25 protein-coding genes are annotated in these 26,195 nt (G+C 45.4%); 16 read left to right on the top strand and 9 right to left on the bottom strand.

What is annotated here, in order from left to right; genetic code table 11:
• Window positions 1–131: 131 nt before the first annotated feature.
• A complete protein-coding gene (locus ASF99_RS12690; protein ID WP_055969079.1) occupies window positions 132–2,339 on the top strand; it encodes a phosphodiester glycosidase family protein in 2,208 nt (735 codons plus the stop codon).
• A gap of 91 nt (window positions 2,340–2,430) precedes the next feature.
• On the opposite strand, the gene ASF99_RS12685 is transcribed toward ASF99_RS12690, so the two are convergent.
• Window positions 2,431–2,694 (bottom strand): metal-sensitive transcriptional regulator, encoded by a 264-nt coding sequence (locus ASF99_RS12685; RefSeq protein WP_023469359.1) that lies wholly within the window; start codon window positions 2,692–2,694, stop codon window positions 2,431–2,433.
• A 227-nt stretch (window positions 2,695–2,921) separates the two neighbouring features.
• Here ASF99_RS12685 and ASF99_RS12680 point away from each other — a divergent pair, with 227 nt between their 5' ends.
• The 3 genes from ASF99_RS12680 (at window position 2,922) to ASF99_RS12670 (ending at window position 6,435) form a co-directional block, all read left to right on the top strand.
• Window positions 2,922–3,485: an RNA polymerase sigma factor gene (locus tag ASF99_RS12680; protein WP_023469358.1), complete on the top strand. Its 564-nt coding sequence runs from the start codon at window positions 2,922–2,924 to the stop codon at window positions 3,483–3,485.
• On the top strand, window positions 3,466–4,203 hold the full coding sequence (locus tag ASF99_RS12675) for an anti-sigma factor (RefSeq protein WP_035396129.1): 738 nt from the start codon (window positions 3,466–3,468) through the stop codon (window positions 4,201–4,203). The genes ASF99_RS12680 and ASF99_RS12675 overlap by 20 nt, the downstream gene beginning before the upstream one ends.
• Before the next feature lie 189 nt (window positions 4,204–4,392).
• A complete protein-coding gene (locus tag ASF99_RS12670) occupies window positions 4,393–6,435 on the top strand; it encodes a putative bifunctional diguanylate cyclase/phosphodiesterase (protein WP_023469356.1) in 2,043 nt (680 codons plus the stop codon).
• 230 nt (window positions 6,436–6,665) lie between these two features.
• Here ASF99_RS12670 and ASF99_RS12665 read toward each other — a convergent pair whose 3' ends face one another.
• Genes ASF99_RS12665 through ASF99_RS12655 form a run of 3 tightly spaced genes read right to left on the bottom strand, consistent with a single transcriptional unit; the run spans window position 6,666 to window position 8,700 of the window.
• A complete protein-coding gene (locus tag ASF99_RS12665) occupies window positions 6,666–7,013 on the bottom strand; it encodes an iron-sulfur cluster biosynthesis family protein (RefSeq protein WP_055969076.1) in 348 nt (115 codons plus the stop codon).
• 51 nt (window positions 7,014–7,064) lie between these two features.
• Window positions 7,065–7,796, bottom strand: coding sequence for a tryptophan-rich sensory protein (locus tag ASF99_RS12660; protein WP_023469354.1), 732 nt, complete (start codon window positions 7,794–7,796; stop codon window positions 7,065–7,067).
• Window positions 7,797–7,854: 58 nt separating this feature from the next.
• Window positions 7,855–8,700, bottom strand: a complete 846-nt coding sequence (locus ASF99_RS12655) for a DegV family protein (protein WP_023469353.1) — start codon at window positions 8,698–8,700, stop codon at window positions 7,855–7,857.
• 187 nt (window positions 8,701–8,887) lie between these two features.
• On the opposite strand from ASF99_RS12655, the gene ASF99_RS12650 reads away from it, so the two are divergent.
• From ASF99_RS12650 to ASF99_RS12625, 6 genes are all read left to right on the top strand, one after another.
• A complete protein-coding gene (locus tag ASF99_RS12650; RefSeq protein ID WP_023469352.1) occupies window positions 8,888–9,433 on the top strand; it encodes a helix-turn-helix domain-containing protein in 546 nt (181 codons plus the stop codon).
• A gap of 13 nt (window positions 9,434–9,446) precedes the next feature.
• The gene (locus ASF99_RS12645; protein ID WP_023469351.1) at window positions 9,447–10,541 is read left to right on the top strand and encodes an ABC transporter ATP-binding protein; all 1,095 of its coding nucleotides are present in this window, start codon (window positions 9,447–9,449) and stop codon (window positions 10,539–10,541) included.
• Window positions 10,538–11,347: an ABC transporter permease gene (locus ASF99_RS12640; RefSeq protein WP_029342588.1), complete on the top strand. Its 810-nt coding sequence runs from the start codon at window positions 10,538–10,540 to the stop codon at window positions 11,345–11,347. The genes ASF99_RS12645 and ASF99_RS12640 overlap by 4 nt, the downstream gene beginning before the upstream one ends.
• Window positions 11,347–12,147: an ABC transporter permease gene (locus tag ASF99_RS12635; RefSeq protein WP_029342587.1), complete on the top strand. Its 801-nt coding sequence runs from the start codon at window positions 11,347–11,349 to the stop codon at window positions 12,145–12,147. The genes ASF99_RS12640 and ASF99_RS12635 overlap by 1 nt, the downstream gene beginning before the upstream one ends.
• A gap of 3 nt (window positions 12,148–12,150) precedes the next feature.
• The gene (locus tag ASF99_RS12630; protein WP_023469348.1) at window positions 12,151–13,224 is read left to right on the top strand and encodes an ABC transporter substrate-binding protein; all 1,074 of its coding nucleotides are present in this window, start codon (window positions 12,151–12,153) and stop codon (window positions 13,222–13,224) included.
• Window positions 13,225–13,386: 162 nt separating this feature from the next.
• The gene (locus tag ASF99_RS12625) at window positions 13,387–13,896 is read left to right on the top strand and encodes a hypothetical protein (RefSeq protein WP_023469347.1); all 510 of its coding nucleotides are present in this window, start codon (window positions 13,387–13,389) and stop codon (window positions 13,894–13,896) included.
• Window positions 13,897–13,925: 29 nt separating this feature from the next.
• Here ASF99_RS12625 and ASF99_RS12620 read toward each other — a convergent pair whose 3' ends face one another.
• Window positions 13,926–14,534, bottom strand: coding sequence for a YktB family protein (locus ASF99_RS12620; RefSeq protein ID WP_023469346.1), 609 nt, complete (start codon window positions 14,532–14,534; stop codon window positions 13,926–13,928).
• 133 nt (window positions 14,535–14,667) lie between these two features.
• On the opposite strand from ASF99_RS12620, the gene ASF99_RS12615 reads away from it, so the two are divergent.
• Complete coding sequence (locus ASF99_RS12615; protein WP_055969073.1) at window positions 14,668–16,365, top strand: GGDEF domain-containing protein; 1,698 nt, start codon at window positions 14,668–14,670, stop codon at window positions 16,363–16,365.
• Between the two features lie 97 nt (window positions 16,366–16,462).
• On the opposite strand, the gene ASF99_RS12610 is transcribed toward ASF99_RS12615, so the two are convergent.
• From ASF99_RS12610 to ASF99_RS12595, 4 genes are all read right to left on the bottom strand, one after another.
• On the bottom strand, window positions 16,463–17,113 hold the full coding sequence (locus tag ASF99_RS12610) for a homing endonuclease associated repeat-containing protein (protein WP_023469344.1): 651 nt from the start codon (window positions 17,111–17,113) through the stop codon (window positions 16,463–16,465).
• A 268-nt stretch (window positions 17,114–17,381) separates the two neighbouring features.
• On the bottom strand, window positions 17,382–19,031 hold the full coding sequence (locus ASF99_RS12605) for a peptide ABC transporter substrate-binding protein (RefSeq protein WP_023469343.1): 1,650 nt from the start codon (window positions 19,029–19,031) through the stop codon (window positions 17,382–17,384).
• A 329-nt stretch (window positions 19,032–19,360) separates the two neighbouring features.
• Window positions 19,361–19,810: a thioredoxin-dependent thiol peroxidase gene (gene bcp, locus ASF99_RS12600; RefSeq protein ID WP_023469342.1), complete on the bottom strand. Its 450-nt coding sequence runs from the start codon at window positions 19,808–19,810 to the stop codon at window positions 19,361–19,363.
• A gap of 12 nt (window positions 19,811–19,822) precedes the next feature.
• A complete protein-coding gene (locus tag ASF99_RS12595) occupies window positions 19,823–20,662 on the bottom strand; it encodes a hypothetical protein (RefSeq protein ID WP_055969070.1) in 840 nt (279 codons plus the stop codon).
• Between the two features lie 122 nt (window positions 20,663–20,784).
• Between ASF99_RS12595 and ASF99_RS12590 the strand changes: the two genes are divergently transcribed.
• From ASF99_RS12590 to gatC, 5 genes are all read left to right on the top strand, one after another.
• Window positions 20,785–21,072 (top strand): HesB/YadR/YfhF family protein, encoded by a 288-nt coding sequence (locus ASF99_RS12590; RefSeq protein WP_023469340.1) that lies wholly within the window; start codon window positions 20,785–20,787, stop codon window positions 21,070–21,072.
• 129 nt (window positions 21,073–21,201) lie between these two features.
• Window positions 21,202–22,746 carry an L-glutamate gamma-semialdehyde dehydrogenase gene (gene pruA / locus ASF99_RS12585; RefSeq protein WP_029342578.1) on the top strand — a complete coding sequence of 515 codons (1,545 nt, stop codon included), beginning with the start codon at window positions 21,202–21,204 and terminating at the stop codon, window positions 22,744–22,746.
• Between the two features lie 78 nt (window positions 22,747–22,824).
• Window positions 22,825–24,336, top strand: coding sequence for a sodium/proline symporter PutP (gene putP / locus ASF99_RS12580; protein ID WP_055969067.1), 1,512 nt, complete (start codon window positions 22,825–22,827; stop codon window positions 24,334–24,336).
• 111 nt (window positions 24,337–24,447) lie between these two features.
• A complete protein-coding gene (locus ASF99_RS12575; protein ID WP_082487178.1) occupies window positions 24,448–25,692 on the top strand; it encodes an Nramp family divalent metal transporter in 1,245 nt (414 codons plus the stop codon).
• 199 nt (window positions 25,693–25,891) lie between these two features.
• Window positions 25,892–26,182: an Asp-tRNA(Asn)/Glu-tRNA(Gln) amidotransferase subunit GatC gene (gene gatC, locus ASF99_RS12570; RefSeq protein ID WP_023469336.1), complete on the top strand. Its 291-nt coding sequence runs from the start codon at window positions 25,892–25,894 to the stop codon at window positions 26,180–26,182.
• Window positions 26,183–26,195 lie beyond the last annotated feature (13 nt).

Below are 26,195 nucleotides of genomic sequence, written 5' to 3'. Positions count from 1 at the left end.
TGCAACATATGTGGCTTAAAAGGAATCAGTTAACTACTTTCTATACCTGTTATGAATAAAAATAAACCTCTCCTAAATTAATTATGTCATTTATTTACTAAAAAAGGCATAATATATAACGGAGGTGTGTTATGTTCAAGAAAATTTGTATTTTATTAACAACTTTTTGTCTTTTTCAATCTGTCTCTACCACTCAGGCAGAAACGATTTCAAAAGGTGTGACCTATACGACAAAATCAGAAACACTTTCGGGTACACCACAGTTATTTCGACATATAACGGTTCAGCCCGATACCGGTAACTACTGGATGACGACGAAAGGACGAGATCGTGTATTAGCAACAGAATCTTTACCTTCTCAAGTTAGTCGCGTGACAGCGAGCGGGGGGCGTGTCGTAACAGCGATCAATGCCGATATGTATCGAGTAGCTTCGGGGTTACCGATTGGACTTCAAATTCAGCAAAATCAAGTACTGGTTAGTCATAGTGTAAAAGATTCTGCGACAAAATTCCCATCATTCATGATCAACGGACAAGGGAAACCAGAGATCGGGTCGTTCGGTATCATCGGATCTGCGACGACTGATACGAAGCGGGTAACGATCCACTCAGTTAACCGTAACGAGAACTTAGCGAATCGAATCGGTATCTTTAGTTCAGCTCATCATGCTTCAAAAATGCTGAAGCTAATTGAGCCGTCAGAAGCGATGAAAAAAGAAATTGCTATCGTCTATTTAAAAGGAACAGCGACATCGGCGTTTACACTCGGGAAGAACTATCAATGGACCGTTGAATCGGTAGATACGACATTCCGTAAAGAAATTCGCTTACCCGATGCTGGAGTTGTCCTCGTCGGTCTCGGAAAACAAAAAGCGGCACTACTCGCACTTGTGAAAGCAGCAGAAGAAAAATCAAATGGTCTGTTATCAACACAATTAAATCTAGTTCAATTATCGAATCTTCAAATGCGTAACGATATTCAAGAAGCTGTATCTGGATATAACTGGTTGATTCAAAATGGAGTTGGATATAGTTTAGACAGCCTAGCATTGAACCATGACCGCTTTTTGATGCTCGCTCGTAAGGCGCGGACACTTATCGGTACAACATCAAACGGGACAGTTCAAATTATTACGGTGGACCAAGCTCGTCTTGATTCAAAAGGGATTACGATGCTTGAGGCAGTGGAGCAAATGAAGCGTTTAGGTGTAACGTCGGCCCTCGCATTTGATGGTGGGGGATCGACAGAGATAATGGTCAGACGCGCTGGAGAGTTTTTACCTAAAACAGCGAATGTACCGGCAGATGGAAGAAGTCGCTCTATTACGAACGGTTTAATATTAGCCACTCATTATGTTCCATCGAATGTAGCGACAACGATTTTATTGACTGCCCCTAAAGAATTATATGTAGGTGAAAAAGGTGGATTTGGATTAAAGCTGACGGATGCAAATGGACAGCCTGTAGATGCAACGAAGAAATCGATTATTTGGAAAGGGACAGGTGTCAAAGGCTTACAAGTCACGGCACCGCTGACTCCTGGAAAATGGACAGGTACGATGCAAGTTGATCGTGCTAAACGAACCGTATCGATTCCAGTCACGAATCGCTTGACCGGTCTTACAGTCAATGGAGGGCGTCCGATCTTGTTAAAAGTAGGACAACGCCTCGCGATTTCATCAGAAGGATGGCTAAACGGACGACGTGTCGTAATCCCTGCTTCGCAACTCAATTACCAGGTTGCAAACGGAGCGACCGCATCGATTACAAAAGGGAATATTCTTGCAAAGAAAATCGGGAAGACAGAACTAACTGTCTCATCTGGAGGGAAGACGGTTCGACTACCGGTCACCGTCTCTGCTATGAAAAAAGAGGAAGTCATCGATTCCTTCGAACAGGGAGTCTACGAAGCGAAATCTCCTTATGTTTCGAGTTATGCTGTCCGTCTCAGTTCCTTACAGAAATCCAGTGGCAAACAATCGCTTGAAATGACATATGATTATTCAGGATGGAAGAAACAAAACGGAGCCATGTACATTAAAAAAGCATCCTGGATCATTCCTTCTCCTGCTCGTGGATTGACGATGGATGTGTATGGAGATGGACGCGCGCCTTGGCTTCGCTCAGAAGTCAAAGATGCTGCAGGAAATCGACATGTCGTGGATTTCGTCAAGAAGGTAGATTGGAAAGGATTTAAAACGGTACAAGCGACACTCGATCCGACGTGGCCAACACCTCTTAAAATCGAATCGTTGTATTTTGTTGAAACGGATACATCGAAAAAAGGAACAACCATTAAGAGTAAGGTGTACTTGGATCAACTCAAAGTTTTATACTAAACCTAAAAAAACAGGGAATCGGATTTCAATGAAATCTTGACCCTGTTTTTTTAATCAGATAAAAATTACTCTGACGGATGGTCTATAGTAATTAGCGACTTTTGACAAGAAGATTTACAGCTTCCTTCACAAGCTCTTCTGTCTGACCGTCACCATTTTGTTCGGCGTCTTTTACGCACTCAATTAAATTGGAGCTTACGACGACACCAATCGTACGATCAATCGCGGAGCGAGCAGCGGAAAGTTGAGTAATGACATCTCGACAGTCTTGCCCTTCTTCCATCATACGAAGGATACCACGTAATTGCCCTTCGATTCGGCTGACGCGATTTTTCATTTTGCGATCATAATCCATATATGTTCCTCCGTTTCATAGTAGAACTAACGTCTGAGTAATACCTTTATGCTATGCCCATAACGGTATTACTGTCAATTCTATCGAATTTTAAGATATACTTTTCTTGAAATCAGGGAATATGGATGTGGTGAGGAATTTACTTAGAAAATTGATGAAAACTAAAACGATTTGGTGTTAGCTCTCGTATACTATATGATGAAGCTGATATCAGGAGGAGGAAAAGGATGCATACTCAATCCGATGAATCGCTTTATCATCTGATGCGTAGCGGTGATGAACAGGCACTCGAGACTTTGTATGAGAAGTACGAGCGATTGTTATTTTCATTCGCCTATCGCTTTACGAATAATGATCGATTGTCTGAAGAAGTCATTCAAGAAGTATGGATGAAAATTTGGAATGGTCGTGTTGATTTTGATACACAAAAAGGAAAGTTTTCATCTTGGATTTTGACGATCACGCGTAATGCGGCTCTTGATTGTTTACGTCGTGAAAAACGACAACCGACGATTGAAGTTGAAGAACGAGATGGCGGATATGATGAACCTGTTGAGCGGACCGTCATGCAACGCGAAACTGCAGCGGAAGTGCGGGGCGCCGTAAGTGAACTAAAATCAGAACAACAGGATTTGATCGAACTAGTCTATTTTCAGGGACTAACTCAACAACAAATCGCAGATCAACTTGACTTACCACTCGGAACAGTCAAAACACGTATCAGAAGTGCGATTCAAGCATTAAGAAAACGATTAGATGGGAGGGAACGAGATGGAAGAACGTTGTCATGACTTGATCAATTACTTCAATGGAACACTCTCTTCAGCAGATCGCGACGCGTTCGAAGCGCATCTTGCGACGTGCGAAGAATGTCGCGAAGCACTTTTAGAAATGGAAGAACTCATGCTTCCCATCGCTGAATCGCTTCCGGAGCGTCCTGTTCCTGTAGGAATGAAAGCACGTATTCTTGGAGAAGTTCTTGGTTCAACAGAGACGGAGTCTCCTAAAGAAGAACCGATGACTACTCCAGTAGACATTAAACAAGCACGTCAGCAACAAACGAAGAAAAAGAGTGTCCCACTTGGCTGGTTGATGAGCATTGCTGCCGCCCTTATTCTTTCACTTGGTGCGAATGCCTACTTTTTGTCACAGGAAGAAAGTACAGATACACCGGAAACACTGGCGATGGATGAAATTAAAGGAATGGGAAACTTTGAAAGCAACGAGTCGATCAAGGGATCAAGCATGGTATTTACACAAAACGATAAGTCGTATATGCTCGTTCAATTGAAAGATCTGCCTCCATTGAAAAAAGGAGAATTGTATCAATTATGGACCATCAAAGGTGAGACACCGACTGCGAACGGTATTATTGAAAAAGACGGCGAAGCAGCAGCGGTATTTCAACTCAAAGGTAATGGTGACGTCGATGCTGTAGCGATCACTGTCGAACCAGAGCCGGATTTAGCGAAACCTACGGGAGAAATCGTGGCCTCAGTTGCACTTTAACTTAAAAAATACGAACGGATTCGTCTACGACGAATTCGTTTTTTTTTGTGCGTTTTACATTAAGAAAAAAAGACTAAAAAATAGAAAATATCAATTAAATCGCATGAAATGCAAGTTTCGACTGAAAATATACTTCATAACCGTCGATACTAAGAAGAAAGTCAGTTCTATAAGGAGAGGCCACATACAATGAATGAATGGATTATTTTAACAAAGCACTATGAAGTGGGCTTAGTTGTACTGTCGGTACTCGTCGCGATCATTGGATCGTATGGATCGCTTGAATTAAATCGACGTTTGGCTAAGGCGACTTCTTTGAAAAAACGAGCGTTATTCTTATCTTCTTTGACGATGGGACTATCGATTTGGGGGATGCATTTCGTTGGTATGGGTGCTTTCGCTTTACCCGTCACGGTTCGTTATGACTGGATTTTAATGTTCCTATCCGTCATTCCAGCTATTTTAGCTGCCTTCATCGCCTTTTATCTACTCTACTCATCAGCGATTACACGAAACAAAGTCATTTTAGCAGGTTCTTTGATGGGCGTAGGTATTGCGATGATGCATTATCTTGGGATGATGGCAATGGATTTTGGTGGCGCGATTCGTTATGAAACAGGGTTGTTCGCTCTATCCATCCTAATTGCGATCACTGTAGCATATGTTGCCTTGTTACTCTTACATCGTCTACGACATGTTGATAAGAAAAGAATTCTTATTCCCATTGCGATTGTAATGGGCTTTGCTATCTCTTCCATGCATTATGTAGGTATGTTAGGAACATCTTTTTGTATCCCGATTGATCAAGCAGGACGTATTGGTGATGGTCCTATTACATCGAATATTTTAAACGATGTAGCCATTCCGGTATTTTTGATTTTGATCTTAATCGCTGGACTCTATATTCATTTAGAACGACGTGCCTTACAGATGATGGCATATACTGATCATTTGACCGGTTTGCATAACCGTAGATGGTTAGATCACCATATGATAAAAGTAGATGCGCATTACGGAAAGTCTAAAGACGAGATGGCGATGGCTATACTTGACCTGGACGGGTACAAATGGGTCAATGATACGTTTGGTTTTGATAAAGGAGATGCCGTCATTCGTGAGTTTGCAGATCGGATGCGTGCGTCCTTATCGGAAGATGAAGCATGTATTCGTTATAATGGAACGCAGTTTTTTCTTATCAAAAAAGTACCTACTGATGCATTACTTCGTACTTTCGAACAAATTTTAGAAGATATTCGACAACCGATTCACTTAGATGATCAACCAATCCATTTGACAGCAACGATGGGTGTCATCTTACCGGATATGGGAGAAACGTTAGAAATGCGAATTGGTCAAATGGAAAGTGCTCTCCGGGTCGGCAAAAACGAAGGAAGAGATCGATTCATCGTGTACGATGATTCCCTGCATTCCGACAAAAGAGAGCAATTGATCGTCGGTTCCTTACGCCGGGCGATGACGGATTTCAAGGAGTTCGCTCTCGTCTACCAACCGAAGATCGCACTCGCGACAGGCAAGGTGGATCAGGCGGAAGTTCTAATTCGCTGGAATCATCCGAAGTTCGGTTTCATCTCACCGGCGGAATTCATTCCACTTGCTGAAAAGTATAGTTTAATTCATCGTTTGACCGAGTGGGTGTTGAAGGAGACCGTTGCACAGATGGAGATTTGGAAGAAAGAAGATTATTTCATTCGCCAAGTCTCGGTGAACTTATCCGCGATGCATTTCCGATCGGAGTCGCATAATATGATGATTAAAGAAATCGTTCATCATTCCTTGAAGAACGGAAGTGAATTGCAACTACAACTCGAAATAACGGAAACGTCCGTTATGGAGAATCTGGACCGGGCGATGACGATGCTTGGTGAATTGAAACAGCTTAGTCTGACAATCGCTCTCGATGATTTTGGAACGGGTCTATCGTCGCTAACGCACTTGAAGCATTTGCCGATCGATATCTTAAAGATCGACAAGTCGTTCATCGATGAAGTCCCACATGACGAACGGGGAACAGCGATTACGGAAATGATCATCCAGCTTGCGAAGAGTCTTGGGATCGAAGTCGTCGCAGAAGGTGTCGAAACGCTCGAACAGCATCTCTTCTTGAAACGCCTCGGTTGTGATTATGGACAAGGCTATTACTATAGTAGACCGATGCATGTGAAGGATTTAAATCAGCAAGCGATCGAAGAGACCGTTCTAAATGTCGGATAAGGCAATCCAAACATGACTTTCGTTCGTATACTAGATAAGCATGCGAGGATGATGCATGCGACGTCTGGGGGGACGCAAAGCGCTGGGATATTACCAGCTCGTGCACGACGCAGACAGACATCTAGTACATTCAATCATACTCAGACCATCTAGCTTTCGACGCAGCACCTGTCTGTTCGAACACAAACAAAGGCAACTTCCACGACGGAAGTTGCCTTTTTCATTTGCGCTTATGAGCGAACCGTCAGGACGCAGCCTGTTTGATCCGTCACGAGCACATTCGTATTGAAGTATTGGCCATCACTTTTTAAGATGAGCGCTTTTTTCTCCTCGTTGTAATCGAGTGTCATTTCTTGATCGAGGAAATGACTCGACCACCGCTTGACGAGAACAGGACCGACGTTTGAATCAATCGTCATGTCTTCCGGTGTCGCTTCATCGACGATGCGAATACTGAAAATACCAGAGTTTCCGCAACCACAACCCTCTGTATCGTAATAGAGATGCAGTTGACCGGATACTTCACCGCGTAATTGGCGGATTCGCTCCTGAGCAGACGGTGTAAATGTGATGTTCATGGTCATTCACTCCTTTCTTTTAGTATACGCCGTTTGAACGAGAAAGGAACGTCACTTGCTCACGCTGACTTGGCGGCGCATCCGAACGAGAAGGAAGATATAACCGGCTAACAATAAGACGACGCTACCGAGAACCGTCGTATCGACGAGACCATTATCGGACTCGAAGTTGATCGCGATATACGCCCAGACGAAGACAAGCGGATAAATCGGATCACGGTTCGCAAACATGAAGAGAAGAGCGATGATGACTCCGACGACGAGTATAATCATCGTCCAGCCCGCATCTCCAATTCCAAGCCAAGATGTTACACCTTCTGCATTGATCGTCAGGAAGATGTCGGCAATCGTCGCGACCGATACCCAGCCGAGGTAAAGCGAGAACGGTAGCTTAAAGCGTAATCCTTTCGTCTCACGGTCAATTTTTGAGTAGATGACGATCAAGGACAACAAGAGACCAACGATGACGACAACGGAGACAACGAACAGTTCAAACGTGAAGGAAACGATCCAGCCAGCATTAAACAGACAGCTGATCAAGAACCACGGTCCGATTTTCTTCGCCAGTTCGTGTTCCTTGAACTTCGGAATCGATTGTAAAATCAACCAGATGAGTAGAATCGTATAAATTAATCCCCAAATCGAGAACGCATACCCAGCCGGTTTGAACAATGTGATGATCGAATCAGAGATTCGTCCTGTCTTTCCACCATCAAGGGCGTTCACGGCAATCGTGAAGATGAAGCCGACCCAGTTGAGCCAAATCCATTTATTATTTTTCAAACAAAAACCTCCTTTATTCTCTAAAGAAGGTTTACCCAAAAATCAAATTCATTAGTCATCACGGTCGGCGCGTCGGGTTCAAAAAGGACATCCCGATCGCTGGATTTCCTGTATGCGAACCGAGAACCGGTGTCAAGTCATCGATCCGGACACGCACATCGTATTGCGATTCGAGGCGTTGTTTCCACTCGAGTGCCAGGTCATACGCTGTCGCGTGGAATAGTGAAATATCCGTGACCTGTCCCCGTTCAATGATTGCGACAAGGTGATCAAAAATCTTCGAATGCGCTTTTTTGAACGTCCGGACGGTTTGATAAGGAACGATCTTTCCTTCCTCGAAGTGGAACAACGGACGAAGTTGCAACAAGTTACCGACGAATGCCTTCGTCGAAGAGATCCGTCCACCTGCTTGTAATTGATCGAGGTTTGCGACCGTGAATTCAATGTGATGATCGAAACGACGCTCGAGAATGATCTGTTCGACGGATTCGATCGAGTGTCCCGCTTCGACGAGTTCGATCGCTTCTGCTAGGAGTTGACCAGCCGGGTAAATGCCACAACGGGAATCAATCGCAATCAGACGAAAGCCAGCAATCTCTGCCCCTTGAACGGAAGCGTTGTACGTTCCGCTCAGTTCGCTCGATAAGTGAACAGCGAAGCCGACGTCGTAATCCTCTTTCAACCGTTCATAATGCTCGGTGAAGCTTCCGATTGAAGGTTGGCTCGTCGTTACCTTGTGTTTTGAGTCAATCCAGCTATAGACGGTCTCCGCATCAACGTCGACACCATCGACGAAACTTTCTCCATCCTTCATGACAAGTAAAGGGACGACCGAAAGATCATCGCGCTGAGCGATCGTATCCGGTAAAATCGTTGTACTATCAGTGATCCAAGCGATCCGCATAACAAGTTCCTCCTTAAATTAGTACCTGATATTAATTGTAGGTGTAAGCGTTCTCGCTGTCAAATGAACATTAAAAAATATCGAACGTTTTAGTTGATTAAATAATGAAATACGCTATAATCGGTACGTGATTAGTAAACTTTTAGTCATCTTATACTAAACTAAGCCGATGAGAGGAGGACGTCGATTGTACTCAATCGGTCAAAAAATCAAGAACCTCCGTCTTCAAAAGGGATTGACGCAAGAGGAACTAGGGGAAAGAACAGACCTGAGTAAAGGGTACATCTCGCAACTCGAACGGGAAATCAGTTCACCGTCGATCGAGACGCTGTTTCATCTCCTCGAAGTCCTTGGCATCTCACCGAAGGATTTCTTTGATGAGGATACACTCAATCAAAAAGTCGTCTATGGGGAAGAGGATGTCACGACATATGCCGATGAGGAACAGGGGTATCATGTCACGTGGCTCATTCCGGAATCGAATGAAAAAGAGATGGAACCGGTCCTGCTCACACTCGCGCCAGGGGGAGCATTCAAGACGTATGAACCATCAGGTGCCGAGACGTTCGTCTATGTGCTCGCAGGAAACGTCACGCTGACGCTCGGACGTCAGTCTTTTGTAGCGAAACAAGGAGAGACACTTTACTATAAGGCTTCAGAAATCCATCAACTACGCAATGAGTCAACACAAGAGACGAAGGTCCTCGTGACTGCGACTGACTCATACTTATAAAGGAGGAACTAGATTGGCAGATACTACGATCATTCAATTCAAGGACGTTACGAAACGATACGACGATCAGACCGTCCTCGACCAAGTCAGCTTCGAAATCGAACGCGGGAAGTTCTATACGTTACTCGGACCATCGGGTTGTGGGAAAACGACGATCTTACGACTGATTGCTGGCTTTTCGGAAGCAACAGAAGGGGACATCATCTTCAACGGAAAACGGATCAACGATGTACCGGCGAACAAACGTCAAGTCAATACGGTTTTCCAAGACTATGCACTCTTCCCGCACTTGAACGTTTTCGAGAACATCGCCTTCGGTCTTCGCATCAAGAAGGTGAAAGAAGCAGAAATCGCTAAACGTGTGACGGACGCGTTGAAGTTCGTCAACTTGTCCGGTTATGAGAAACGAGAAATCACCGAGATGTCAGGTGGACAGCGGCAACGTGTCGCGATTGCTCGGGCAATCGTCAATGAGCCGGAAGTCATCTTGCTCGATGAGCCACTGTCAGCGCTCGACTTGAAATTACGGACAGAGATGCAGTATGAGCTCCGCGACTTGCAACGTCGTCTTGGCATCACGTTCATCTTCGTCACGCACGACCAAGAAGAGGCACTGGCGATGTCAGATGAAATCTTCGTCCTCAATCACGGTGTCATTCAACAATCGGGCACACCGACGGATATCTATGATGAACCGATCAACCGCTTCGTCGCGGACTTCATCGGTGAGTCGAACATCATTCCAGGGCGCATGGTGGAAGACTATCGGGTCTGGTTCGCAGAAAAGGAATTCGAATGTGTCGACCGTGGTCTTGAATTGAACGAACCGGTCGAGATCGTCATCCGTCCGGAGGATCTCGAAATCACGAACGTGACCCAAGGGAAACTACAAGTCACCGTCGATTCGCAACTTTTCCGTGGCGTGCATTACGAGATCGCTTGTATGGATGAAGTCGGTAACGAATGGCTCGTCCACAGTACGAAAAAAGCGACGGTTGGTGAGCAGATCGGACTGACATTTGATCCGGAAGCGATTCACGTCATGCGACTGAACGAGACGGAAGAAGAATTCGATAAGCGCCTGGAATCCTACGACGGGGTGTTATGATGCAAAAATCACGTAACTGGTATCTCATCCCGTATCTATTCTGGATTGCCTTGTTCGTCATCGCACCGATCGTACTCGTCGTCTACTATTCATTCCTTGATTTGGACGGCAACTTCTCATTTGAGAACTACCAGAACTTCTTTACGTCGACCTATTTGACGATGACACTCAGCTCGTTCTGGTATGCCTTTTTGATTACAGTGTTTTCGCTCTTGATCGGTTATCCGACCGCTTACTTGTTGACGAAAACGAAGCATAAACAGCTGTGGCTACTTTTGATCATCTTACCGACGTGGATCAACTTGTTGTTGAAAGCTTATGCCTTCATCGGGTTGTTCAGTACGTATGGTCTTGCGAACCAAACGCTTGAAGCGATTGGAATTGGACGACAACAGATTCTCTTTACCGATTTTAGTTTCGTCTTCGTCTCGGTGTACATCTTCATTCCGTTCATGATCCTGCCGATCTTCAATGCGATTGAAAAACTGAGTCCGTCACTCGTCTTCGCTGCACGTGATCTTGGGGCGTCGAACTTCACGACGTTTCGGCGTGTCGTCTTCCCGCTGACGCTCGATGGTGTGAAGTCAGGCTGTCAGCTCGTCTTCATTCCGGCGTTATCGCTGTTCATGATTACGCGTCTGATTGCCGGGAACCGCGTCATCACGCTCGGTACAGCGATTGAACAGCAGTTCCTCGTGACACAGAACTGGGGCATGGGAGCGACGATCGCTGTCTTCCTCATCATCGCGATGGCGATCATCCTTGCCTTGACGAGTACGAAACGGAAGAAAGGAGCGACGACTTGATGAAACGTCTGAAACTAGCAAATCTTTATCTGATCGGAGTCTTCATCATTTTGTATGCTCCGATATTCTACTTGGCATTCTATTCGTTCAACAGTGCTGACAACATGACGAACTTCGATTCGTTCACGTGGGATTGGTACAAGGAAGTCTTCCAAGATTCACGTTTGTTGATCATCGTATTGAACACACTCGTCATCGCCTTGTTATCAGCTGCAATCTCGACGATTCTTGGCGTATTCGGAGCGATTGGGATTCAAGCCGTCCGTAAGAAACGGGTCGAGACGTCGTTGTTGACGCTCAACAGCATCTTGATCGTCAGTCCGGATGTTATCATTGGGGCATCGTTCTTGATCTTCTTCACGCTACTTGGCATCCAACTCGGCTTTACGTCAGTCTTACTGTCCCACATCGCGTTTTCGGTACCGATCGTCGTCATTCTCGTCCTGCCGAAGTTGCAGGAGATGAGTCCAACGCTCGTTGATGCAGCGCGCGACTTAGGCGCAAGCCGTTGGGATGTTTTGACGAAAGTTATCTTGCCGTATATCACACCGGGGATCTTCGCTGGCTTCTTTACGGCATTGACGTACTCACTGGATGATTTTGCGGTGACGTTCTTCGTGACAGGAAACGGCTTTACGACGTTGTCCGTTGAGATCTACTCACTTGCCCGTCAAGGGATTTCGATGAAGATCAACGCCTTGTCGACCGTCATCTTCTTGTTTACGTTCTTACTCGTCATCGGCTACTACTTCTTGAACCAACGAGCTGCTACGAAGCTTTCGCGACCGGAGGTGAAATGACCGTTGAAAAAATTGATTCAATTATTTGCTGCGATTTTCCTGATCTCGGGTGTCATTTTATTCACCTTGAATCAGTTAAATGAGACACAAGGGTATTCAGGGAAAAATGTCCTGAACATCTACAACTGGGGCGATTACATCGACCCAGCACTGATCAAACAGTTTGAGAAGGAGAGCGGCATCAAAGTCGTCTATCAGACGTTCGATTCAAACGAAGCAATGCTGACGAAGATCGAACAGGGAGGAACGACGTACGATATCGCTGTTCCGTCCGACTATGCGATTGCGAAGATGATCGATGAGAAGCTCGTCGTTCCGATCGATCATCAAAAAATCCCGAATCTCAAAAACATCGATTCGCGCTTTTTAGATTTATCGTTCGATCCGAACAACAAGTACTCGATTCCGTATTTCTGGGGAACGGTCGGTATCGTCTACAATAAAGACTTGATTGATGGGAAGAAACCGACGAGCTGGAAGGATCTCTGGGATCCGAAGCTAAAGAATCAGATTCTACTCGCTGACGGTGCCCGTGAAGTGATGGGGATGAGCTTGAATAGTCTCGGTTATTCGTTAAATGAAACGGATGAGTCGAAACTACAGGAAGCAAAAGCGAACTTGATGCGCCTGACACCAAACGTCAAGGCAATCGTCGGAGACGAGATTAAGTTATTGCTCGCGAATGAAGAAGCGGGGCTCGGTGTCGTCTGGTCAGGTGATGCAAACGAGATCATGAGCGAGAATGAAAATCTTGACTACGTCATTCCAAAAGAAGGATCAAACGTCTGGTTCGATAATGTCGTCATTCCGAAGACCGCGAAAAACGTCGAGGGGGCACATGAGTTCATCAACTTCATGCTGCGTCCAGATGTTTCAGCGAAAAATGCGGATTACGTCGGTTATTCGACACCAAACAAAGAAGGCTTAAAACTGCTCGACAAATCGGTTCGGACCGATGAGCGATTCTATCCTGATAAACAAGTCACCGATACACTTGAAGTTTATGAGAACCTCGGGAAGAAGATGCTCGCACATTACAATGAGTTGTTCCTAGAGTTTAAGATGCATAAGAAATGAGGAAGAACCTAGTGTCCCGCCGACACTAGGTTCTTTTTGTTTGCATGTATAAAAAATAAAAATAAACTTCCATAAAAAAACTATAAAAACTGAATAATTTTTTGAAATAGGGGAATCAGTTTATTATCAACGCTTTATATAGGCGCCGAGGAGGACATTAGCATGAAACAAGTCTTAGGAATCATCTTAACTGCCGCACTCACTGTCAGCATCGTGTCAGGCACTTCATATAATCAATCGGTCGAAGCAACAAAACAAACTGATGTAAAATGGCTTCAAGAAATTCAGACGCAAGCAAAACAAGCACATTCCCTCGATGGAAAAGTTGTTCTTGAAAAAACGACACTTGCGCAAGTACATAAAGCGTACAAAGGCGAAAAGAGCTCGAACTGGTGTCAAAGTGGAAATGGTCTTGCTTCAGCAGATCGTGCCCTTCACTACTGTTCAACGTATGGTGTGAAGGATGCAAAAGCGAAAGTCAGTGCCATCGTTTATGATCCGAAACAAGTCAAACGGACGGTTACAGTCAAGGAAGTCAAACAAGCCTATCCGACAGCTAAACTCGATAAAACGTTCAATGTCATGACCGTTTCCTCAAAACAGGTCAACATTTATCTAAATTTAAACTCTGACCGTACACAAGTCATGTCAATTCTAGTAAAATATAACTAATGAAAGGATGACCGATTCGGCCATCCTTTTTATTTAATCGTTTTATAGAGTGGTACGAGATGCGAATAGGTATTTCGAATCACATCTAACAACTCCTCGCGTGTCAATTCGCTCACTTGTTGTGCTGAAATGTGACGACCGACGAGGAATTCTGCTTTTTTGACATCATGGAAGCGTTCTAACCCTGAATGGATGTCGGTCTCGTGTACGGGAACAGCATCTTTTTTCATATGATCATATGAAATGACGAAGTCTTCAGGGAGTGTGGTTAGTAAATCCGTATGCTTTAGTAATTGTGAGGCATATTGTTGTTTGTTCGGCAACTCATAGATATAGGCGAGCCAAATGAACAGATGGTCATCAAACAGTCCGACTTGGAAGTGAGGATGCTTTTTATAGCCGCGTTTATCTGGTGAAAAAGCCATCCATGTATCCTGTGGCGGATTTACTTTGCGTCTAGCATGTTGTGCGATATGGACGTGCATGTCCTCTTCGATCGCGACGGTCAAGTCGGGCGTGATTTCTTGTCCGATATCGCGAAAAATCGGTTGGATGCGCTCGCGAATGGCATGCATTCGTGAATCAAGACCATCAATGTGAAACGTGTCAAAAGCATATTGAGTAAACGTATTTGTCATGAAAGATCACCTCTTTAATGAGTGTATCAAATGAAACGATTCAAGTTCGACATTTTGCTCAAAAAATTGAATAATAGAATTAACAATTTATTACAATTTTAAAAAATAGATTAAACAGGAAGGGGAAGTTCGAGTGCGCCGTTTTCAACAATATCTCCTTCGAAGCTGGGTCGTATTTTTCTTAATCGTGATTGGCATCGATCTTTTTGCGAAGTCTAAGGATTATAGCCTCAGCGTCGACTTGTTCACGTTTTTATTGATTGCCGCATTATCCACTATTTTTGTCGTCGATCCGGTTCGCCGACGACATATGAGCTTCACGTTTCATTTTGGTTTTGTATTGTTCACATTTTTAACGTATGGCATGCTTTCTGCTATTTGTGTAGGACAGGTCACCATGTTGATTTATCAATTACGTACGATTCATACACCAGTCGGAAGACGACGGATGCTACATAACTATCCGTTTAATGTGGCGCTAGAACTTTTCTTAATCGTACCAGCAGGTCTAGCTTATAATCTCTTAGGTGGGACGCATGGTGATGCCTTTCAATTAACTGACAACATCATCCCGTTGCTTGCGATGGTCGTTATTTTATGGATTGTCTTATTGCTGCAATACCAACTTTCACGATTTCTTTTGGGTGAAAATATTCCAAGTGATGTCATGTTTCAGCTGCTACGCTTCGAAGCAGTCGTCATCACGGCAGAACTACTCTATGGTATTTTCAGTACACTTGTCGTGCAAGGAAACGGGAATAGCGGGCTTGTAATGGCAGCGTTTGCACTTTTCATCATCAAGCGTTCTCTCGGTAGTTCGGTCCAAGCATCGGACCGAATTGAGCATTGGGAACAAATTGAACGTTTAAAAGAAGCGGCGTGGAAAGACGGTGACGCGCAATTTATCATCGAACGATACCTGCGACAACTCAATCAATTCGTCAAACCGGATATTGCATGGATTAAATTCGATTTCGAAGAGGGACAACAAAGTGTCTATTATTCCTTAAAGGATGGGCGTAAATTAAAGGCGGACCATGTAGAAGGGAAGGTCATAGAGGAAATCATTGAAAAAGAGGAAGTTTTACTCTATGGTATGCAACAGGAGTGGGATATTCGATTGTATGATTGTTTACCAGAGGAAATTCAATCCGTCTTATTCATACAGCCTGAAGCAACGGAGACGATCAATTGCTCACTCTTACTTGCCTCTGAAGCCAGTGGAGAGTTTACGAAAGACTTTGGGTACGAGTTGTATCGCGCGTTGCGTGTCCTGTCATGGGCTGTAGAGCGCGCACATGAACGAGAGCGATTACTGATTGATAGCCGGACGGATGCGATGACGAAATTACCCAATTATCGTGCGTTACAAGAGTGGGGGGATCGTCGAATCAAACAACGCGATCTGTATCCTTTCTCCGCATTGATGATCGATCTCGATCACTTTAAGCAAATCAATGATACGTACGGTCATGAAATCGGCGATGTCGTCCTATTTGAAGTAGCTAAGTTGCTGATGCAAGCGACGCGAATCACGGATCTCGTGGCTCGGTATGGTGGGGAAGAATTCGTCATCTTGCTTCCGAATACGGATCTAGAGTCCGCCCGCATCGTGGCAGAACGAATTCGTGAGACGTTGCATGCTAATCCGATAGTAGTCGAGGGTCATACTCTTGAGATTACAGCGAGCATAGGGATAGATACGCTGAAGGAACTGGGCGATCTAGCCAGTTTGATCCGAAACGCGGACCGTGCGATGTATGTCGGTGCGAAGTTCCAAGGACGCGATCGTGTCGCAGCGTATCATGAATGGAAAGAGAAAGTCATTTGAATCACACCAAAAAAAGATGGCGGAAACGTCATCTTTTTTTTGATGAAAAAAAGCCTTTCCGTCTCGAAGATCGGAAAGGACTGAAAAATGGATGAGTTCATTGAGCTTGTTGTTTGTTGAGACGGATCTCATTTTCAATCGCATGAATCGCAGCCGACCAAGAGCCGTATCGGTGTAATAGAGCTTTCGTTGAGGGTTTATTGTTCCGTTTCGCCCATTCTCGATAGGCTTCAAATGAAAGAGAAAATCCGACTTCTTCGATGGCTTGACGAAGCGATGCAGCGAGCTCTGCTTTAGAATAGGTCACGCTGGCTTCAAGACCTGCTGCCGTACAGGCATCATGCCATGATCCGAACATCTTAACGATGTGATAGTGACTCGGCGCGTGGTGAACGGATTTTCGCCACATTTGATACTTTTTCAAGGTGATTGTCGATCCGACATCCTGCGCATAGCGATGAAACGATTTTAAAATCTCATCTTTTGTATACTTCGGCGCCCGCTCGAGTTCTTCGGGTTGCTGATCTACATTCCATTCGTAACCTGCTGCAGATAAAGCTTCAGGCCAAGACCCGAATTGACGAACGATATTCTCTGGCTGTGGCCAGTCATTGACGAGCGCATAACGACGGTAGACTGTACGCCTTGGACGATCCTGGATGAGTTCACCGACTGCGCGAATCGCTTCGATCATCTCGAGTTGTTCTTCCGTATAACTCTTTTGATTTGTAAGTACGCGTTGCTTCATGAGTGAGTCCTCCTTCCTAGTGAAGTAGAGTATTGAGGCAAAAGTCCTCTGTGGTAAATATATCGGTTCATTTCCATTAATTATGAATAATTTTAATGAATTATTGTAAATATAGTGAATCGGATTCTTTGATAGTATAAAACGAAGATATAAAAATGAAAACAGAATGACACGAAATTTTAATGCTATTCAGAAAAATAGGACAAATGACACAGGTGGAAAAAAAGACCAGACACGCTCGTCAGCGAATCTGGTCTTTTGGTGTAACTTATTTTCCTTCGATTGATGCCCATTTGTATGAAGTATCGGCACCTACTTTATGGTTGACGATTCCTTTGACATACGGCTTACGTAAGAAGGAAGCTCCGCGCTGATACATAACAGAGATCGCTTGATCGTCCTCAAGGAGAGTTTTCTCAGCGTCTTTCAGTGCCTGCCAACGTTTCTCAGCATCTACTTCTTTTTGAGCTGATTTGATGAGTGAATCATATTTATCGCTTGAGTACTTACCACGGTTGTATGGTCCACCTGTTACCCACATATCGAGGAACGTCATCGGATCCTGGTAGTCAGGTCCCCATCCTGCGAATGATAGTTCGAACTCACCTTTTGATTCTAGCTCAAGTTTGTTCTTGAACGGCTGTTGTTTGATCGTGACTTCAAGACCTGGAAGGTTTTTCTCCCACTCGCCTTTAAGGTATTCAGAGATTTTCTTCGAGTTATCATCATCGTATGAAAGAAGCTCGAGTTTGACTGATTTTTTACCGATATCTTTCAATCCTTTTTCGAACGATGCTTTTGCAGAAGAAGCATCGTATGAACCGAAGCCTTCGTTACCATCACGGAAGTCTTTACCGTCTGGACCTTTTGCGAATTCTTTCGGGACATAGTAATAAGCTGGGATTGAACCGTTGTTTAAGAGAACTTTTGCCATCTGCTCTTTATCGTACCCAGAGTCGATTGCTTTACGGATGTCTTTATTTTTCAAGAGTTCATTCTTGAAGTTCATTTGGATATAGTACATCGATGCATCAAGGCGTGTATCGAAGTCTTCGTTATCTTTGTACTGATCCACGAATTCGCTTGTCAGACCAACTTGGTCGATATCACCTTTTTCGTAAAGGTTAACTGCAGTCGATGTTTCCTTAACGACTTTGTAGTTGATCTCTTCGAGTTTAACGTTATCTTTATCCCAGTACTGATCGTTTTTCTTGTAGCTCCAACCGACTTCTGTTTTCCAGTCTGATAGGACGAATGGTCCGTTGTAAAGGAATGTATCTGGTTTCGTCGCGAAGTTTTTCCCTTGTTTTTCGACGAACTCTTGTTTCAGTGGCATGAATGAACCGAAACCAGTTAATGATTTGAAGTATTCAGCCGGTTGTGTCAGCTTAACTTCGAGCGTTTTGTCGTCAACAGCTTTGACTGCAACATCGTCAGCTTTTCCTTTTCCTGTGTTATACGCTTCTGCGCCATCGATGAGATACATGATATACGCATATTGCGAACCACTTTTCGGATCAAGAACACGTTTCCATGCATACTCGAAGTCTTTTGCTGTGACATCACTGCCATCCGACCATTTCGAATCACGAAGCTTGAACGTGTATGTAAGTCCATCTTCCGAAACATCAACACTTTCAGCAACACCAGGTGTAGCTTCTTGTTTGTCATCAAGACGGAATAGACCTTCTTGGACGTTGTTTAACACTGTGAAGGAAACAGAGTCTGTTGCGACGGTTGGGCTAAGTGCTGGAATATCTGAAGCACTCGTTAAATTTAAGATTTGTTTGTCTGAAGATTTCTCTCCAGATGTCGAACCGCTTTCTTTTTTACCTTCATCTGTCGTCGAACATGCCGCAAGACTTGATCCAGCGATTGTCAGTGCTCCAACGAGTGCAAGTGCCTTTTTCTTCTTCATAAAGTAAATCCCTCCCAAAAGAAATAGATATATCTGGTGAAACGATAAGAACCGATAGGATAGCGATCCGGTGTCCGACTAAAAATAAGAGGGGTCATCGCCTTTTATTCTTAAGCTGTGGAAAGCACCGGATCAACTTGTTATCAATAATAAATACAATATTCAGAAAAATCAATAGAATATTTTCAGATTATTTCAAAATCATTAAATTTGTGTGTAATACCAATGGTTTTTTTATTAAATTATTTTTTTTGAAGGATAAAATTAGGAGTTTTTAAAAGGGTTTAATACAAAAAGAACCAGTTGTATAAAACAACTGGTTCTTGAACTCATTTCTGCTCTTGGACGTACTGAAGTGCTTCTGCGACGTGATCTTTTACTTTCACACTGCGCCATTCCTTGACGATTTCACCAGACTCATCAATTAGGAAAGTTGAACGAACAATTCCAAAATATTCCTTACCGTAATTCTTTTTCAGTTGCCAGACGCCATATTGCTCACACACTTCATGCTCGATATCTGATAACAATTGGAACGGCAATTCGTATTTTGCGATAAAGTTTTGATGCCGTTTCTGACTATCAGCAGAAACACCGAGAATGACGGTGTTATTTTCTTCGAACGCTTGCGTCGCATCACGGAAATCACATGCCTCGGTCGTACAACCAGGCGTTGAATCCTTCGGATAGAAATAGAGTACGACTTTTTTTCCGCGATAATCCTCGAGGGAAATCGGTTCTCCTTGTGCGTTCGGAAGGGTGAATGTTGGTGCTTGCATGAAAATTCCTCCTTATCCTAATTCCATGTTTAATTGATCCGCATATTTCTCAAGCTTCTTTTGAAGACTCTCTTTTAATGGATCGAGGGCAATCAAGTACTTCTCATAATCCGAACCGGCTTTCGCTGTCTTCATGAGGAGTGGCTGTTCTTCTTCATACCAGTCTGCGTAGTCTTGATAGTAATCAACGAGCGTTTCAGGATTTCCTTCGTTCTTGAGCGCCTCACCGTAAATCATCAGGATGTTACTGTTCATCTCAAGCGCCATATAATCGGTTTGCGCATTGACACGAGAGAAGACGGCATCCTGCTCTTTTTCATCGGTTTTTCCGACCTCATCAGCCGCCTTCGCATTGACACCATATTCATCAGCGTTAAATCCAGTGAACATATCGCCAAGCGTCGAGAAGACGGACGGATCGAATGTCGTCGGTGTCAGGACGATTTTCCACTCATCGTCTTTCTTCAATAACAGTTTCGATCCCCGGTTTGGGAGAATCGATCCTTTCGCATCCTTGAATTCGTGGATGATATAGGCGACGTCGCCCTTTTGGAACGACTTGACGACCTTACCGGGAACGACATTCAAGTTCTTCGCACCAACGGCAAGCGGTTCAAGTTGTTTTGCGTCAGCCGTATATTCAATCGATGCGAGATCCTTCGCATCTGCTCGTCCGGATTGACCGAGCGTTTTTTCGTATGTTTGATAGACGTCAAGAACGGCTTGTTCAGCCTTCTGTTGTTTCGTTTCCGTCGTCTTCGGGGATTTGGTATCTGTAGAAGACGGGGAATCGTTTCCGCAACCGACGAGTACGAGACTGGTCGCAAGCAGCACTACGAGCGATCGTTTCATTCGAATTCCTCCTAAGATGAATGTTTCATGGTGCTTCCATAGCTAATCTTGTCTCTACCATACAGGAAATTCGCTTTTTTGAGTAGGATATCGGTACACTAAATGAAAGGGGAGTGATAGATATGAAAATTCATATTACAGATGAGGCATTACAATACTTCAAAGATGAGATGGAAGCAAAATCAGGCGATACGATTCGCTTCTTCGCAAAATATGGTGGCTCAACGGATTTAACACAAGGTTTCTCGGTTGGTGTTCATATGGAAGAAGTCGAGCGGGCAGCGGTCGAAGAGGTCGTCGACGGCATCCACTTCGTCGTCTCGGATCAAGATGATTGGTTATTCCAAGGGCAAGACGTCAAAGTTTCAATTGAACACGAAGAGATCGTCTTTTCACAAGCGAAGGAATAAATAGAGACGAGGAGAGATCAATTTGGTCGCTCCTCTATTTTTTTGACTAGAATAATTGTAAGCGGACTCATGCTTCTGTACAATGGAGAATGTAAGCGATTTAAAGTAGAGACTAAAGGGGGAATAGAGATGATTCCGTACAAACACGAACCATTCACGGACTTCTCACAAGAAGCAAACAAGAAAGCGTTCGAAGAGGCACTTGCACTCGTCACGCAAGAACTCGGCAAAGATTATCCGCTCGTCATCGGTGGAAAACATGTGACGACGGAAGATAAAATCGTCTCCGTCAATCCGGCTAACAAAGAAGAGATCGTCGGACGTGTCTCGAAAGCGACACAGGAACATGCAGAAGAAGCGATGCAAGCAGCAGTCACAGCTTTCGAAACATGGAAATTCGTCAATCCGTCTGTACGTGCGGACGTCCTATTCAAAGCAGCGAACATCATCCGCAAGCGGAAGCATGAGTTCTCTGCCTACCTCGTTAAAGAAGCAGGGAAGCCTTGGAATGAAGCGGATGCTGATACAGCAGAAGCGATCGACTTCCTCGAATACTACGCACGTCAGATGCTCGTCTTAAAAGACGGTAAAAAAGTCGAGAGTCGTCCAGGCGAATACAACCGTTACGATTACATCCCACTCGGTGTTGGTGTCATCATCTCACCATGGAACTTCCCACTCGCGATCATGGCTGGAACAGCTGTCGCAGCAATCGTGGCAGGGAACCCGATCCTCTTGAAACCCGCATCGACGACACCGGTCGTCGCAGCGAAATTCGTCGAAGTAATGGAGCAGGCTGGTCTTCCAGCTGGTGTCTTGAACTTCGTACCAGGTTCAGGGGCAGAAGTTGGTGACTACCTCGTCGATCACCCGAAAACACGTTTCATCAGCTTCACGGGATCACGTGATGTCGGTCTTCGCATCAACGAGCGGGCATCGAAACTAAACGAAGGTCAAATCTGGCTCAAACGCGTCATCGCGGAAATGGGCGGAAAAGATACGATGGTCATCGATGAGTCGGCCGACCTCGATTACGCAGCGGACATGATCACGAAAGCGGCATTCGGATTCTCGGGTCAAAAATGTTCAGCTTGTTCACGTGTCGTCGCACTCGACTCTGTCTATGACGAGTTGCTCGAAAAAGTCGTCGCGAACACGAACAAACTCAGCATCGGTAACCCGACGGATGTCTCAAACAACGTCGGACCAGTCATCGACGCAGCAGCATTCAAGAAAATCACGTCGTACTTCGACGTCGCAAAAGAAGAAGGACGCATCGTCGCAGGTGGTACGGCAGATGATTCAACAGGATTCTTCGTCTCACCGACAGTCGTCGCGGACGTTCAACCAACGGATCGTTTGATGCAAGAAGAGATCTTTGGACCAGTCGTCGCCTTCACGAAAGCGAAAGATTTCAAAGAAGCAATCGACATCGCGAACAACACGGAATACGGATTGACAGGTGCTGTCATCACGCAAGACCGGACGAACCAAGAGTACGCGCGTGCGAACTTCCACGTCGGTAACCTCTACTTCAACCGTGGGTGCACAGGCGCAATCGTTGGCTACCAACCATTCGGTGGATTCAACATGTCTGGAACGGATTCGAAAGCGGGCGGACCAGATTACTTGACTTTACATCTTCAAGCAAAAACAACTTCAGAAATGTTCTGAAATGGTGTTTAATAGATGAAACGGGTGTGCGACCTGCATGCCCGTTTTTCTTATATCATGGAAAAAGGGGGAGCAAGGATGAACGGAATGTGGTTTGCGATTTTGTTGTATCTCGGACTGATGGTCGCACTTGGCGTCATTGCGTATTATCGGACGAAGAACATGAATGACTACATGCTTGGGGGACGTACGATTGGTCCAGTCGTCACGGCGCTCTCTGCTGGAGCAAGTGACATGAGTGGCTGGCTGTTGATGGGATTACCGGGTGCGATGTATGCAACTGGTCTGTCCAGTGGGTGGATCGTCGTTGGATTGTTACTTGGCGCATACGCCAACTGGTTACTCGTCGCGCCGCGTCTGCGTGCGTATACGGCACATGCAGGGGATGCGATCACGATTCCCGATTACTTCGAAAAACGATTCCACGATAAAAGTGGTGTCTTGCGTACTGTTTCAGCTGGAGTTATCTTAATATTCTTTATAATGTACGCATCAAGTGGCTTTGTCGCGGGTGGTCGTTTGTTCGAAGCCGTCTTTGGTCTCGAGTACACGACAGGTCTTTGGATTCTAGCGGGCGTCGTCATTGCATACGTCTTCCTCGGTGGTTTCCTTGCCGTCAGTTGGACAGACGTCGTCCAAGGGATGATCATGGTGATCGCGTTGCTGATCGTACCAGGCGTTGCCCTCGCTTTAAGCGGTGGGATCAACGATACACTCGAGACGATCCGGTCGACGGACGGCTCAAAGCTCGAGTTATTCAAAGGGACGACAACGATTGGTATCATCTCGCTCCTCGCTTGGGGACTTGGTTACTTTGGTCAACCGCATATTATCGTCCGTTTCATGGCGATCCGGAACTTACACGAGATGAAGTCGGCGCGTCGCGTCGGAATGATTTGGATGACATTCTCGATCGTAGGTGCGATGGTGACAGGTTTGATCGGTTATGCCTACTTCACGCAACAAAGTGCTGGACTAAAAAATCCAGAGAATGTCTTCATTCAATTATCACGTGATCTCTTCCCTGGGTTCATTACGGGACTGTTGCTGGCAGCCTTACTCGCTGCGATCATGTCGACGATTTCGACGCAGCTCCTCGTCTCTTCAAGTGCGGCAACGAATGATTTCTATCACCGTTTCTTTAAACGCAGCGCTTCAGACCGCGAACTGATGATCATGGGTCGCGTCATGGTTCTCGTCGTAGCGGTTCTCGCGATTCTCTTATCGTTCGGCGCGCAGAAGTCGATCTTGACACTTGTCGGCTACGCGTGGGCTGGTTTTGGTTCAGCGTTCGGACCAGTCGTGCTGTTCAGTTTGCTCTGGCGCCGGATGAACAAGACCGGAGCACTCGCTTCGATGATCACGGGATCCGTCGTCGTCATCGCATGGATCCTCATCAATCAGAATGTTGATGGATTACCATCCTACATTTCAGAAATGTATGAGATGATTCCAGCCTTCATTGCTTCGACAATCGCGCTCGTCATCGGTAGTCTCGTGACGAAGGAACCGAGTCAAGCCATCTATGACGAATTCGATCAGGTACAAGCGCAACTAAAAGGTGCAGAACCTGAGCGGAAGATCGTCTAATTAATAAAAAGGGGTGTTTCCTGATTACAGGAGACATCCCTTTTTAATTCACTTCATACGTTGTTATTTACCATAAACATATTTGTTGCACTTGTGCAAAATGAGCGTATAATGAAAACAAAAAGTGAGGTGAACGAGATGGCGACACAGCCACTTACACAAGATTTACCAAGAAAACGGACATATCTCGGACCGGCGTTCGTTGCTGCCGTCGCGTATCTTGATCCGGGAAACTTCGCGACGAACATGACGGCAGGCGCCCAGTACGGATATTTGCTGCTTTGGGTCATCGTTGCCTCGAACTTGATGGCGGTCGTCATTCAGTTCCTGTCAGCCAAGCTTGGAATCGTCAGCAATCTCAGTTTAGCGGAAGTAATCCGGGAGGAGTTATCGCCGGTCACGCGCTTCTTCTACTGGGTACAAGCGGAGCTCGTCGCGATGGCAACCGATCTCGCAGAGTTCGTCGGGGCCGCACTCGGATTTCATTTACTGTTTGCAATCGATTTACGGATGGCAGCATTATTGACGGCAGTCTTGTCGTTCGTCATCCTTGGCTTCGAGCAAAAAGGACTCCGGCATTTCGAAGCTGTCATCGCCGTACTCGTCTTAATCATCGCCGTTGCTTTTGCGATTGAAGTATTTGAAGTTCATCCGGTCTTTCGTGATCTATCGGCAGGATTGTTACCGGGATTTGAAGGTACGTCGAGCATCGTCCTCGCTGCCGGGATGCTCGGAGCGACCGTCATGCCGCATGCAATCTATCTCCATTCCGATTTAACGAAACGCCGGATGGGACACGTTGCGAATAAATTGTCGATGTTACGCATCCAGCGTTTCGACATTTGGGGAGCGATGTTGATTGCTGGAGCGGTCAACGGAGCGATGCTCGTCATCGCCGCCAGTGTGTTTTACGGCACGACGTATCAAGCGGGTTCGCTTGAAGCGATCTACGAGGGACTTCATGTCACGCTCGGTGGTAGCGCACCGTATCTGTTTGCGATTGCTTTACTTGTCTCGGGTCTCGCTTCTTCAAGCGTCGGGACGATGTCAGGGGACGCGATCATGCGCGGCTTTCTTCATCTTCAACTGCCACTGTTCGTTCGCCGGACCGTGACGATGTTGCCGGCAATTTTGTTGCTGTTCTCCGGTTTTGATCCGACACGAGCACTTGTCCTTAGTCAGGTCGCCTTATCGTTTGGGATTCCGTTCGCCTTGATTCCCTTGATTCGGGCGACAGCGAGTGAACAGTACATGGGGGAACATCGGAACAGTCGGTTCATGAACACGTTGGCCTGGATCATCGTCTCGATCGTCATCGTCTTCAATGTCTATCTGCTCTTTGGTGTATTAGTATGAATATTCAGTATTTTTGTTTCGTCTGATTTAAAGCGGGTATTTCATAACTAGAAGCTTTCCGCCCGGAAGCTTTGCTACCCCTATAGGACGATGGTGCGGACCTCCCCCCGATGCACCATCGTCTTTTTTGTCTGGACGAAAAGTGCTATGATTAGAAATAGTGTAAAATATATCGCAAAAGTTCCGGAGGTGGAATGACATGGCAAAGATTAATGAGGAGCAAGTCCGCCACGTGGCGCATTTGGCACGCCTTGCCGTGACAGATGAAGAAGTAGCACAATTCACAGGACAACTCGAGAAGATTCTTGGGTTCGCTGAACAATTAAATGAACTCGATACGACAGGCGTCGAACCGACGACTCATGTCCTCGATTTAAAGAACGTCCTACGTAAGGACGAAGTACGTCCATCACTTCCTCGTACGGAAGTAGAACGACTCGCACCCGATTGGGAAGACGGACAAGTCCGCGTCCCAGCGGTGTTCGAATAAGGAGGAAATGACC

Source organism: Exiguobacterium sp. Leaf187, from assembly GCF_001423925.1.
Lineage (GTDB): Bacteria > Bacillota > Bacilli > Exiguobacteriales > Exiguobacteriaceae > Exiguobacterium_A > Exiguobacterium_A indicum.
The sequence above is the reverse complement of the archived record's forward strand: the minus strand, read 5'-3'. Positions and strand labels throughout refer to the sequence as shown.